Below are 13,767 nucleotides of genomic sequence, written 5' to 3' on the forward strand. Positions count from 1 at the left end.
GCTTCTTTGGGTTTTGGTTTTAATTGTGACGATGTACTTATGAATTGCTGACATAATTTAAGTCTATCAGTCACTGATTATTTTGCGAAATTGGTCTACCAAATTTTATGAGTACAGGTCGGTTAATCGTCCAGTTAGGCATCGCCGCCTATATTTTATTTACCTTATTGCCCGATAGTAGTACGCAGATGGTGGCTTTCCCTTGGGTTTTACTATGGCAAGTGGGATTGCTATGCTTTGCGATCGCGGGGTTGCTAAATCTATGGCGGCGCGAGAAACCATTTTATTTATTAGGTAGTGGCTTTGACTGGGCGATCGGTGCTGGTTTGGTAACACTGGGTCTATCGACAATGTTTTCACGGTTCCCCAATCAGGGTATGTGGTATAGCCTGACTGCTTTTGGCTATTTCATTTCGTTGTATGTAACTAATAATTTCTTGCATAGAGAATCACCTGAAATCTATCAAGGCTCCTCACAGGAGGGGAAAAGTCTTGAGTCAAAAATTTTACCAATTTTGCGCTTTCAAGGCTTGTTAGGATTTTTGGTGATTCTTTTAAGCTTATTTTTGTGGATTGCTCAAACATGGCTGCCACAATTAAATAATTTTGCCAAGCTGAATCAATGGGGGTTAAATCTTAGTTACGATTTTTCGGATTTGCAATCTCGCAATTGGGCGCCGATGGGACATCAAAATTATGTGGCGGGATTTCTGATGTTGGTTTTACCGCTTTTTGCAAGCTTGGCGATCGCCCAAAAGGGAATGTGGAGATCTCTATGGCTAACGGCGATCGGTTTAGGCTTAATCGATTTGTACACTACCAGTTCGCGGGGCGGTTTTTTGGGACTGGGGGCAATCGTTTTGTATGGAATTATTGTGGCTTTATTGCGTGGCAGGGGGAATCGCTGGTTAGTTGTTTTCGGTAGCGGTGGCACGATCGCCTTATTAGCATTTTTAATTTCTACTAATAATCGCTTGCGATCGCTAATTTCAGGATTAATTACTAGTTCTGCAAATCCTACTCAAGGATCGGGCGAATTGCTATTTAGGGCGATCGCGGCGGATGTGGGCTGGAGGATTGGCTTAGATCATTGGCTATTTGGGGCAGGAGCAGGCTCCGCGATTATGCTCTATCAACAATATCGTCCGCAATGGGCTGGACGTGAAGCCGAGCTTTTATTTCAGTTACATAGTACGCCCGTTCATCTTTGGGCAGAACTGGGGATCGGCGCAGTAATTACCTTTGTGTTTTTATTAGTGGCGATCGTTGCCCTATTTATCAAATTACATAAATCTCAAACTTGGCAAGCTAATCCACAGGAACAGGCGATCGCCTATGGATTGTTTGGCAGTTTGATTGGTTATGGCATGTTAGCGATTACTGACTATCAGCTTGATGTTCCTGCGATTAGTGGCAGCTTGGTGATTGTATTTGCTTGTCTGGCTTATTTAGGACAAAGGCATACGGGCGAATTGATTAGCCTCGGTTATCAAAAACAGCCACGCCTATGGTTAGCAACAATTGCCACCGTTTATTTAGTAGCCGCGATCGCATGGCTTGTTCCTGTAAATATGGCTTGGCAGGCTTCAAGTGTGGGCTTTATCTATTTGTCAAGAGCAAGAGAAGATTTGGCGACATTAAAACAGGAAGCCTTACCTGAAGCGATCGCAGCGATCGATAAGTTCCAAGATCGGCTCAAATTTGCTCATCAATTTGCACCTTGGGAACCTTACTATCCCTATCAATTTGGCTGGAATCTAGCAGATCTCGCGATTAACTATCCGAGTTTGCCGCAGTCGCAAGCATGGCAAAAAGATGGTTTGACATGGATTAAAACAGCGATCGCTACTAATCCCAATAACGAAGCAGGATACAACGCCGCCGCATGGTTAAGTCTCCGAGGCTCCTCGCCCAGTTCTGCTCAAGAAGCAGAGGCTTATTTTCGCCGTGGTTTAGAACTAGTTCCCAATAAGCGATCGCTCTCCTTCGGATTGGGATTGAGTTTATTACGTCAAGGTAAGACCAATGAAGCTGTCACTGCTATGACTACGGAAGTAATTAACGATCCTATTTTCATGGCTAGTCCAATTTGGAAAGATACCCCTTTTCAGAGTCTTTACCCACAAGTATTAGCTAATCTGGAAAGTAGCTATCGTAATAATCCTAGTAAAGCGATAACTCTTGCTGCCTTAAGATGGTGGAATGGTAATCCTAATGCAGTGAATGAACTCAAGCAAACAGGCTATCCCACGGCAGTTTTACTCGCTAATGCGATCGCCAATGATGCTAAGACCTTGCAATCAGTCAAGCAAAATCCCCAAACCCCTCTAGAAATGGTGATTTCGGCATGGCTAAATCCTAATTTGCGGGACAAGTTACTGGAACGCGCCTATGTATTTGCTACGAGTAGTTTACCCGATGAGCGTTCAGCAGCAATCATCAAAGCGATGAGCGATCGCATGGCGCAAGCTCCTAATTTTGATAGTTGGTTGCGTTTACCTTTGCCAGCCAATAGTCCTTTAGTGATTAACTATCGCAGAGCTAGACTGGGCTTTAGTGTAGTCAGTCGGCACTTAGATGGAGTAGTTCCTCTTGATTTTTTTAATGTTAGCGATCGGGCAGAGATATCTCTCTTTCTCAAAGATTTATTTTCTTGACTCATTAGGAAAAGCAATCTCATCAGATTTGATGCGAAATAGAATTACAAGACGAAGATTTTAAAAATGCACTGTTGAAAATTGATTGATTGACGATCGCTGGTTATGTCAGATTGCGATCTCGATCGCTCATAGGATTGCAAAGTAAGATATATGGCAATATAGGGAAATGATAGATCGCAAAGTTTTTAGATGGTTTACAGATATTTCAACTATTTAATATTAGGCTGTATTACAGAAACACTCAGTCAGAAAATTTGTGAAATTAGCATTGTTTGAATATGAGTTAAGCTGTGGCTTTGATTGGACAGATCAAGATCAAGAGGCGATCGCCTATTTAGAGACAGTAATCGGAGATTGCCCACTGGAAACTGTTATCCACAATGGCAAACGTGAGCTAAAAGCGAGGCAATATGTGGGCGTGTTTCGTTTAGGCGATCGCACAGTACAAGTTTTGCCAAAAATGTATCGATCAACCAATCCTGAAGAGCAAAATCAGGAAGCTGTGCAAAATTTGCTGTATATGCTGGAATATACCAACCAGTTAAGTGTCAAGCAATATTCATTGGCTTCTCTATCACAACAAGATCTAGATTGGTTTGAGGTTTTGACAAGATTATTCGCGATTAATCTTTTGGAGGAGTGGCAAAGAGGGGCTTTTCGGAATTATCAATCAGTGAGCGATACTTTGCCTGTATTAAAGGGGAAATGGAACTTAACCGAACAGTTGCGCCGTCCTGAACGCAAGCATTTATTCTCGGTCACATTTGATGAATTTACGGCGGACAATCAACTCAATCGAGTCTTGCGTTATGTGGTAGAGCGGCTATATCAGTTAACCCGCAATTTCCATAATCGGCAGATGTTGCATGAGTTGCAGCAATGGATGGAAGAGGTGACTTTGTTGTCAAAGGTAAATATTGAGGATTTGCGGCTAATCCCGATTACGCGCTTAAACCAACGCTATGAAACACTTTTAAATCTAGCACGTTTATTTTTAGAGAATGAAAGCATCCAGTTATCCAGTGGCAATTTCCATACTTTTGCTTTTGCTTTGGATATGAATAAGCTATTTGAGGAGTTTGTGATCAGCTTTATCGATCGCCATCGTCGTGAAATTTTGCCCACAGAGTTACAGGATTGTGAATTGCTGTCACAGTCAATGGGTGCGGTGCGCTATTTGGCTAAGACAAGTAATCAACTGCCAGTATTTCAACTGAAGCCAGATTTGGTGATGCGTCAAAAGGTCAGATTCCCTTTGATTATCGATACGAAATATAAGCGGCTAAAGGAAGGCGATCGCAAGTTGGGTGTTTCACAGGCAGATTTTTATCAAATGTATGCCTATGCTCAACGCTACGGTTGTCCGCATGTGTTGCTGATTTATCCACAAGTTGTAGGGATGTCGGAACTGGAAGCTGAGTTTGCGATCGAGGGCGGCAAGATTACGGCAGCTACGATCGATCTTTGTGGTGATTTGAGCAAGCAGGAGGAGCGTGATAAGCTAATTGAAAGATTAAAACGGCTTTTTGCGGATAGCCAAGGAGTGTGAAATGGCAATATCAAAAGGCGATCGCCAAAGAGTTATTCAGTTAGTTGAGCAATTACCTGATGAGTCGCTTAGTGAGGTGATTGACTTATTAAATAATTTACTTAGGCAAACTAGGCAATCTCAACCCTTAATATCATCCAATTCTGAAGAGTTGTTATTACAAGTTATGGGTCGGCGACTTTTGCCAGATGACCAAGCTAGGCTTGATTATTTGCGTGAACAAAATGAAAGTGGTGATATTACGGAAGCGGAGCATCAAGAGTTATTGGATTTTGTCTCTCGTGTAGAAAATGAAGATGCTGAGAGGGTGGCGGCTATTTTGCAGCTAGCACAAAATCAAGTCGAGGTTGATGACTGGCAATATTTAGCAAAACGGAATCATCCTTGGCGAAAACAGTTATATGTTAAGGGTCAAAAACTGCTTGCTTCGACCGTTTGGCAAGACATGATAGCTAATGAAATGTCAGTTGAAGAGGCTGCTGAAAATTGGGATTTGCCTTTAGATGCAATTAATGAGATTATTCGCTATTGTGAAAGTCATCAGGACTTGTTGAAATTAGAAGCCGATGAGGAGTACTACCATTTAGTAGAGAAAGGAGTTTCCTTTGAGTCTAAAGTTGCTGCTTGATGAAGGTTCTCAGGCAAAATATTTATAAAAATAGTCATCACCAAATTAATGGAATACCAACAAGAGGCATTCGATGATCTCGGCTAATGAGGGGTAAACCAAGATGGGAAGCTGTAGCAGCTATGACTCTATCAGGCAAATCAGGAACTGCCTGTTTGGGGATTTTCGCTAAAGCATCAACTACTTCAGATGTTAAATCAAATAGAACTAATCCAGTATCGCCGACTGCTAGAACCTCATCTAATTGTTTTTTGAAGTCGCCAGAAATACGTGCTTTTTCTTGCAGATAGACAATTTCAACTAGACAAATTGTTGGAATGTAAATCACAATCTCGCCGCGATCGCACTGTTCAAAAACTTCGCTAGCCACAGTACTCAATTTTGGGTTGTCTTCTAAATACCAAATTAAGGCATGGGTATCAGTTACTGCATTGCTCATCAAATACTCTTACGGGGAAAGTTTGCCGACATTTCTTTTCTGACATTGGCAATGTCTTCATCGCTAATGTTAGCGCCACGCCACAAACCACGCAAAGATCTACGAGGCTTAGGTTTTATATTCAGTTCACGCTTAATTTCGGGGGTTACTTTTTCGATTAAGTTAATTTTATCCACAAGTGAAAGTTGCTTGGCTAGTTCTAAGACTTGCTCTAGGGTGACAACTTGAGTCATAAATTTAGACTTTTTGTAAGCTCTGATTTGTATGCTTTGATTTTACTCTAACAAGATCGATATGAGTTGTCATCGTATAGAGGTGAGATTCTAAAGAGCATGATAAGCTAGTAAAGCGTTTGGGGATACTTTTGTATATCATTAAAATTTATGAGTTCTAGTCAAGATTGGCGGGTTGTGCTTCAGGAATGGTTGAAGAAAAACCCTAAAGTGATGCCTGATGACTTAAAAAAATTAAGAGAAGATTTTGTCAAAAGTTTTCCTATAGAAAAATTGTCGGAAATGACTCTCGATCAATATGCTGCGGGAAAGCATGATCCAAAAACTGATAGTACTTTTTGTCATTGGATTGAGTTTAGAACAAGGAGGTTGGGAAGTATTAGCGGTGGTAGTTCAGCCAAGTTTGGTATTGCTTGGAGTGCTAAATATAAAAAATGGGAATGGAATCAGGTACTTCAAGCTGACAATGAAGAGTCAGCTTTTCAAAAAATCAAAGATGGATTAATAGATCTCATTAGTGCGGCTGAATTAAAACAATTCGATGATTTGGATAAAATTGGAGATAAAGGATTAGGAAAGAACAGAAACTCAGTTCGGGCTAAACCTCTTTCTTTATATTTCCCAGATGATTTTTTGCCTGTTTCTAATCCAACCCATTTAGATAATTTTCTAAAATATTTTAATCAAATACCTAAAGATGGTCTACACGCAAAGAATAGTCAGCTTTTAGAGTTTTTAAGAAGCCAGAAAGAATTTCATGATTTTGATACAGTGCAAATGATGTATTTTTTGTATCACTTATCGCCACAAGGAGAACAAGAGATTTCTGACGTTGATATAGAATTAGAATCTAAAACAGTGAACTTATTAAATTTGAAAACAATTCAGAACTTGCTCAAAATTTCTCAAACGACTAAAAATGTGATTCTTTATGGATCGCCAGGTACAGGTAAAACCTATACAGTTAGCCAATTTGCGAAATTGTTTTTGTCAAAGCAATTACAATCTCCCATAACTCCCGAACAACGAAGACAAGATTCAGTAAAAGGTTTGACATGGCATGAAGCGATCGCATTTGCAATGTATGTCAATTATAAAAAAGGTAAATTATTCAAAGTTACTGAACTAGTCAAGGATAATTTGATCGATACTTTTTGGAAGACAACTAAGACTCAGAAATTGAGTAATATGATTCATGCAATGCTGCAAATACATACAGATGTTTCTGTTGAGACAGTAAAATATGGAATTTCAAAAAGGCAGCTTCCATATTTATTTGAGAAGACAAAAGATGGAGATTGGTTTTTAACTGATTTGGGTAGAGAGTATGTTGAAGAAAATTTATCTGAACAACTCCAAAGCCTCAAGGAATCTACAGAAATTGTTGCAGACATATCAAAATATTTAAGATTTGTTACCTTTCACCAATCCTTTGCTTATGAAGAATTTGTAGAAGGAATTAAACCCTTAACTAATGAATTAAATGAAGTTAGTTATAAAGTAGTTGATGGGGTATTTAAACAAATTTGTAGACAGGCAGAATTAGATCCAGACAACAAATATTTGATTATTATTGATGAAATCAACAGAGCAAATATTGCTAAAGTTTTTGGTGAATTGATTACACTGATTGAAGATGACAAAAGGATTGGAGAGCGTAACGAATTAAAAGTTACCTTGCCTTACTCCCAAGAAGAATTTGGCGTACCGAAAAATCTTTATATCTTAGGAACAATGAATACAAGCGATCGCTCGATCGCACTGCTAGACATCGCCCTCCGCCGCAGATTCACATTTATTGAACTCAAACCCGATCCCGAACTGCTCAAAGAGATCGTTATTGATGGCATACATTGCGATCGCCTACTCACCCAACTCAACAAACGCATCACCCTCCTCATTGGACGCGATTACCAAATCGGGCATAGCTATTTCTTGAATATTGAAAACATTGAAGACCTCCGCTTCACTTGGTATCATCGCATCATTCCCCTACTGCAAGAATACTTCTATCACGACAGCAAAAGACTAAACGCTGTAATTGGTAACGAATTTATGCAGCCGATAGATATTAGCGATATTCCCGATACACTAAGAGACTTTCGGGGAATAGAAACTCAATATGAAATTGCAGACTTGCAAGGAGATGATTTTAAAAATGCACTGTTGAAAATTGCTTGATAGGCGATCGCGGTTTATGGCAGATTGCGATCGCGATCGCCTATAGGACTGAAAAGGACGATATATGGCAATATAGGGATTAGAACCCATTTAAGAATTACAAGACACGTCAAAATCTCGTTTAAAGCTCTAGGTGTCTAGCCCCCTAAATCCCCCAATTCTGGGGGACTTAAATATGGTTCCCCCCAGAATTGGGGGGCTAGGGGGGCAAAAACTTCGATTATTAAATGGGTTCTTAACGACAATCAGCATAAAACCATTGCTTGACATCTAACTTGTGCCGCTTGATATAAACCGATTACAACAAGCCTTGAGTATCGAGGCAGAGAAAGGCTTTTCCAATTTACAGGGAAAGCAATTTTTGTTTGCAGATTTTTTGAATGTGAGCTTGCAAGAGATCCCAGAAGACTGGGAAATGAGCGATCGCCTTCAAGCCAACACCCTTGCCAATCAATATGCTCAATATAGTGATTTGGCTCTAGCGAGAAGACAGCATTTAGTCGCTGAGACCCGTCGCCTACTCTACGAAGTCCGTCGTCGTGAAATCGCAGAAACTAGCGCCGCTCCAAAAACAAAGAAACCTAAGACGGAAGCGATCGCAGCGACTGAACCCAAAGCCACCAAGAAAATAACACCCGATACGGAATTAAAAAGCGTAGAAGGCGTTGGTTCATTTATGGCAACCAAATTTAAGCTGCTCGATTTGCATACAGTGCGTGACGTGCTTAATTACTATCCTCGCGATCATATCGACTATGCGAGGCAGATCCCCATCCGCGATCTTAAAGATGGCGATACGGTCACAGTCATCGGCACGATCAAAAGATTTGGCTGCTTTACTAGCCCCAAAAATACTAACCTCACGATTGTCGAAATTATTCTGCGCGACTATACAGGGCAGATTAAACTTAGTCGCTTCTGGACTGGCAAACGCTACGCCAATCGCGGTTGGCAAGAATCGCAGAAAAAGCTTTATCCACAGGGCTGTACAGTGGCGGCTTCGGGAGTAGTGAAACAAAGCAAATATGGTTTGACCCTAGAGAATTATGAGGTGGAAGTACTTGAGCATACTCAAGATACGATCCAGTCCAAAACCGTCGGACGGGTCGTACCTGTTTATCCACTTACAGAAGGAATTACCCCCGAAGCAATTCGTCGCCTTGTCGCCCAATGTTTGCCCGCAGTTACTCAAATCCACGATCCGATGCCCGATCGCTTTTTGAATGATTATAAAATGATGCGATTACCTGATGCGATCGCGCAAGTGCATTATCCAGACACCAGCGAAACTCTAGAGCAAGCCGTAATTCGGCTAACCTTCGATAAATATTTCTATCGTCGCCTTGTTTCTCTATATCGCCGTCATCAAAAAAAAGCAATTCTTTTTGTTCCCCAAAGTCAAGCGATCGCCCAATTAGAAAAACTACTTCCCTTTGAATTAACTAATGCCCAAAAGCGAGTTGTCGCGGAAATACGTGCCGATCTTCAAGGGCAAACGCCGATGAATCGACTCGTGCAAGGCGATGTCGGCTCAGGTAAAACCATTGTGGCAGTGTATGCACTTTTAACTGCGATCGAGGCAGGTTATCAAACCGCGCTAATGGCTCCGACCGAAGTTCTTACGGAGCAGCATTATCGCAAAATTGTCGAGTGGTTTATGCAGCTAAATTTGCCCGTAGAAATTTTAACTGGTTCCACGAAAACGGCAAAACGGCGCGAAACTTTGCGGCAATTGGAAACAGGCGAATTGCCTTTGGTAATTGGCACTCACGCCTTAATTCAAGATGGTGTCAACTTTGCGCGGCTAGGACTAGCCGTCATCGATGAGCAACATCGTTTTGGCAGAGATCAGCGATCGCGACTTTTGCAAAAAGGGAATGATCCACATGTGCTGATCATGACCGCTACACCAATTCCACGTACTCTCTATCTAACTAATTCCGAAATCGAAGTTAGCATCATCGATGAACTTCCCCCAGGACGCAAACCAATTCAAACTGTTTTACTGAAACCTTCTCAGCGTAAAAATGCTTTCGATTTAATTCGCCGCGAAATTGCCCAAGATCGTCAGGCTTATATTGTCTTTCCTTTGGTGGAAGAGTCCGAGAAAATGGAAGATATTAAGGCAGCAACCCAAGAACGCGAGCATTTGCAAAATGTCGTGTTCCCTAACTTCCAAATTGGTTTACTTCACGGTCAAATGTCTTCCGCTGAAAAAGATGAAGCGATTAATACTTTCCGTAGAGGCGAGACGCAAATCCTTGTGGCGACAACTGTAATCGAAGTGGGTGTGGATATTCCGAATGCATCGGTAATGCTGATCGAACATGCCGATCGCTTTGGGCTTGCCCAGCTTCACCAATTACGCGGCAGAGTTGGACGTGGTGCAGCGCAGTCCTATTGTCTATTATTAAGCAGTTCTAAATCGCAAACTTCTCAAGAGCGTCTACAAGTTCTCGAACAATCGCAGGACGGCTTTTTTATCGCTGAACGAGATTTTCAAATGCGCGGTAAAGGTAAAGACGAAGGCACAGAGCAATCAGGTCATGCGGGATTTTCGATTGAGGATCGCTTGCCCGATGAGGCGGCACGTCAAGAGATCTTCCAAATTGCTCGTGAAGCTGCCGAACGGATTATCAAAAAAGATGCCACCTTAGAACATTTCCCTGAGTTAAAAGCTGAATTTGAACTTCATTATCAACGTTTGCAAGGCGGTGCAATTTTCACGTAATGAACTTCTTGTAGCGCGGCTCCGCCGCGCTACAAGAAGTTCATTATTAAAGCGCTGCGATTTAAGCTTTATAGTGGCTAAAATCATTGTAAGTTTAATAATGCCCACCTACTTATAGCAATCTTTTAGATGAGTATCGAGAATGTATTTCTCAATAATATTTGGTACTACGCACTCGTAGGAGAGCAACTCAAGTGCGGAAAAGTGCTTGCAAAAACAATACTCAATGAGCCAATCTTGTTTGGACGCACTCTTGATGGTGAAGTCTTTGCACTACGAGACATTTGCCCTCATCGAGCCATACCATTAAGCTGTGGACGCTTTGATGGACATGAGGTCGAATGTAGCTATCATGGCTGGCACTTTGACAAGGGCGGACAATGTACCAAAATCCCCTCGCTCACTGATGACCAAACTCTCAACTTAGATCTTTTTCGGGTGAAGTCATATCCAGTTCGAGAAGTCCAAGGCAATATTTGGATTTATATGCCAGTAAATAGCTCAATTAATGGCTCAGTTAATAACCCAAATAATAGCGAAGACGAAATTAGAGCATCTGAACTCGATATTCCAGAAATTATTGGGTTTGACAAATTTGCTACGTCTCAAGCGATCGAAATCATGAATTTCCCATGTCATATCGATCATGCTGTCGTCGGTTTAATGGATCCCGCCCATGTTCCCTTTGTGCACAGAGCATGGTGGTGGCGTGCCGATCCTAACTTATCGGAAGAAATCAAAGCCTTCGATCCGTCTCCCTACGGCTTTACAATGCGGCGACATCAACTTTTGCGATCGACTTTTTTCTACGATCTTATCGGTGGTAACCCTGAAGTTGAGATTTCTTTCCGTTTACCAGGAGTCAGAATTGAGCGAATTACAACTAAGCAGCATACCGTTTGTAATATGACTACGATTACGCCAATTTCCGAAAACCAAACCGAAGTAACCACTCTTTTTTACACCACTCTCCCTTGGGTAAAGGCGCTCAAACCAATATTGTTACCCTTCGTTCGCACCTTTCTCAATCAAGATCGCGATATGGTCGTTAAGCAGCAAATTGGGTTGAAATCCGATCCATCTTTGATGCTGATCAAGGATGCTGACACTCAAGCGCGTTGGTACTATCAACTCAAAGCTGAATTTACCCGCGCCCACAATGAAAATCGTCCTTTTGAGAATCCTGTCAAAGAACGCATCTTACGCTGGCGCAGTTGAACGAGTGGCGGCGCTTCGCGCCGCCACTCGTCTTTTGGGTTAGACTTTGGTTAGCCAGTGATGATAGTCAGGTAAAAGCCCTTGAATAGCCTTGCTGTATAGGTCGCGAAGCTTCTTCGTGACCTCACCAATAGTTCCATCACCGACAGGACGATGATCGAAACTGGTGATTGGCGCAAGTTCAGTTGCCGTGCCAACAAAAAAGGCTTCATCGGCAATATATAACTCAGTACGATCGATTGTGCGCGATACAGTCTCCAGCCCTAACTCTTTTGCGGCTAACTCCATGACCGAACTGCGAGTGATGCCTTCGAGAATATTGTCAGTAATAGAGCTAGTGATTAGTTTTCCATCTCTTACCAAAAAGAGATTCATCGCACTTCCTTCAGCAACATGACCTTCATTAGTCAAAACAACAACATCATCAAAACCAGAAGCATAACCATCAGTTTTGGCAAGAGCAGTGTTTACATAAGCACCATTCACTTTTGCCCTAGCAGGGATAGCATTGTCGTCTAAACGTCGCCATGAAGACACTCCCACTTTAATGCCATTGCTAGTATCAAGGTAGCCATCCATCGGCACAGAGAACAAGCAAAAATCATCATGGGTATGAGGAACTTTAAGAATTGGTCCAATCCGAAGGTCAGCTTTGTAGATAATCGGACGAATATATGTAGCCGAGTTACATTGATTTCGCTGGATTAATTCCGTGGTGAGATGAATCATTGTCTCAACATCAAGGGGATGTTGTAAACCAATAATGCGGCAACTTTGGATCAGGCGTTGGTAATGCTCTTGTAGACGAAAAGCCGCCATACGGTTTTCTTCTGGTAACCAATACGCCTTGATACCTTCAAAAACAGCCGTACCATATAGAAATGCATGGGTGCGGATACTGATTGTGGCATCTTCGAGAGGGACGAATGTTCCGCGTATATAGGCGTACTGTAAGGTCATGGTTTAACACATCTTGTTCAATTATTTTTCTATCATATAACTAGGACTAATTAAAACCCAGAAAATTAGCGGCGGCACTTCTACGCCATGACTGAAAACTCATAAATTAATCGTGGCGCAAAGCGCCACAATTAATTGCTGCAATGCACACCATAAGGACATAAATCTGTGAATACTGTTGACTACCTTCGCATCAGTTTGATCGATCGCTGCAATTTTCGTTGCACCTACTGTATGCCTGAAGGCGCAGAAGTTGATTATATTCAAGCGCAGGAAAGCCTCACCAATGCTGAGTTAATCGCGTTATTAAAAGAGGTATTTATTCCCCTTGGCTTTAAGAAATTTCGATTGACAGGCGGCGAACCTTTACTCAGGCGCGATCTGGTGAGATTGGTGGAGGCGATCGCAAATTTACAGGGTGTCGAAGATTTGTCGATGACCACTAATGGCTTTATGCTTGGCGAATTAGCTAAGCCTTTGTACGAAGCAGGTTTACGTCGAATTAATATTAGTCTTGATTCCCTTGATCGCGATGTGTTTCGGCAGATTACAGGACGCAATCTTTGGGAAAAGGTATGGGCGGGAATTTTAGCAGCTCACGAAGTAGGTTTTGATCCCCTCAAGCTAAATGTGGTAGTTGTCCCAGATGTGAACGATCGCGAAATATTAGATTTAGCAGCCCTAAGTATCGATCGCCGTTGGCATATTCGCTTTATAGAATTTATGCCGATCGGTAATGACAGCCTCTTTACCCATAAAGGGTGGGTAGATTCGGCAACCTTGCGCCAACAAATAGGCGATCGCTATGGCTTAGATGCTGGCAACTGCAAAGGCAATGGGCCAGCTGATGTATTTCAAATTCCAAATGCGAAGGGGACTTTGGGCTTTATTAGTCAAATGTCTGAATGTTTTTGCGATCGCTGCAACCGAATGCGCCTCTCGGCTGATGGCTTATTGCGTCCTTGTTTATTAAATGAGACGGGACAGATCGACCTCAAAACTGCATTACGTCAGGGGCAAGATTTTACTGAGTTGCGAATTGCGGTGCGTGATTTGCTGAATCTCAAGGATGAAATTAATTTTAAAGAACGCGATCGGGGGACTGGTGAGCAAAAAAGCTATCTTCGCACTATGTCCCAAATTGGCGGATAAGCCAAAAATCTCGCAT

Annotated in this window: 10 protein-coding genes; 7 read left to right on the plus strand and 3 right to left on the minus strand. The window is 42.0% G+C overall.

Translation table 11 applies throughout. The features are described 5' to 3' along the window. Window positions 1-107 precede the first annotated feature (107 nt). From APA_RS22600 to APA_RS25350, 3 genes are all read left to right on the plus strand, one after another. Window positions 108-2,657: an O-antigen ligase family protein gene (locus APA_RS22600; protein ID WP_201324480.1), complete on the plus strand. Its 2,550-nt coding sequence runs from the start codon at window positions 108-110 to the stop codon at window positions 2,655-2,657. A 259-nt stretch (window positions 2,658-2,916) separates the two neighbouring features. Next, window positions 2,917-4,209 (plus strand): McrC family protein, encoded by a 1,293-nt coding sequence (locus APA_RS22605; protein WP_201324481.1) that lies wholly within the window; start codon window positions 2,917-2,919, stop codon window positions 4,207-4,209. A 1-nt stretch (window position 4,210) separates the two neighbouring features. Next, entirely contained in the window at window positions 4,211-4,837 is a 627-nt protein-coding gene (locus tag APA_RS25350; RefSeq protein ID WP_236579986.1) for a hypothetical protein, read from the plus strand. 37 nt (window positions 4,838-4,874) lie between these two features. Here APA_RS25350 and APA_RS22615 read toward each other — a convergent pair whose 3' ends face one another. Further along, window positions 4,875-5,276, minus strand: a complete 402-nt coding sequence (locus APA_RS22615; protein WP_201324482.1) for a type II toxin-antitoxin system VapC family toxin — start codon at window positions 5,274-5,276, stop codon at window positions 4,875-4,877. Beyond that, window positions 5,276-5,509 carry a hypothetical protein gene (locus APA_RS22620; protein ID WP_201324483.1) on the minus strand — a complete coding sequence of 78 codons (234 nt, stop codon included), beginning with the start codon at window positions 5,507-5,509 and terminating at the stop codon, window positions 5,276-5,278. The genes APA_RS22615 and APA_RS22620 overlap by 1 nt, the downstream gene beginning before the upstream one ends. Window positions 5,510-5,659: 150 nt before the next feature. On the opposite strand from APA_RS22620, the gene APA_RS22625 reads away from it, so the two are divergent. The 3 genes from APA_RS22625 to APA_RS22635 all read left to right on the plus strand — a co-directional run bounded on the left by APA_RS22625 (window position 5,660) and on the right by APA_RS22635 (window position 11,639). Next, a complete protein-coding gene (locus tag APA_RS22625) occupies window positions 5,660-7,690 on the plus strand; it encodes an AAA family ATPase (RefSeq protein WP_201324484.1) in 2,031 nt (676 codons plus the stop codon). Window positions 7,691-7,967: 277 nt separating this feature from the next. Then, window positions 7,968-10,421: an ATP-dependent DNA helicase RecG gene (recG, locus tag APA_RS22630; protein ID WP_201324485.1), complete on the plus strand. Its 2,454-nt coding sequence runs from the start codon at window positions 7,968-7,970 to the stop codon at window positions 10,419-10,421. A gap of 129 nt (window positions 10,422-10,550) precedes the next feature. Next, window positions 10,551-11,639, plus strand: coding sequence for an aromatic ring-hydroxylating dioxygenase subunit alpha (locus APA_RS22635; RefSeq protein WP_201324486.1), 1,089 nt, complete (start codon window positions 10,551-10,553; stop codon window positions 11,637-11,639). Window positions 11,640-11,678: 39 nt separating this feature from the next. On the opposite strand, the gene APA_RS22640 is transcribed toward APA_RS22635, so the two are convergent. Next, the gene (locus APA_RS22640; protein WP_201324487.1) at window positions 11,679-12,599 is read right to left on the minus strand and encodes a branched-chain amino acid transaminase; all 921 of its coding nucleotides are present in this window, start codon (window positions 12,597-12,599) and stop codon (window positions 11,679-11,681) included. 168 nt (window positions 12,600-12,767) lie between these two features. Between APA_RS22640 and moaA the strand changes: the two genes are divergently transcribed. Next, complete coding sequence (moaA, locus tag APA_RS22645; RefSeq protein ID WP_201324488.1) at window positions 12,768-13,751, plus strand: GTP 3',8-cyclase MoaA; 984 nt, start codon at window positions 12,768-12,770, stop codon at window positions 13,749-13,751. Window positions 13,752-13,767 lie beyond the last annotated feature (16 nt).

The organism is Pseudanabaena sp. lw0831 (assembly GCF_016584665.1).
GTDB lineage: Bacteria > Cyanobacteriota > Cyanobacteriia > Pseudanabaenales > Pseudanabaenaceae > Pseudanabaena.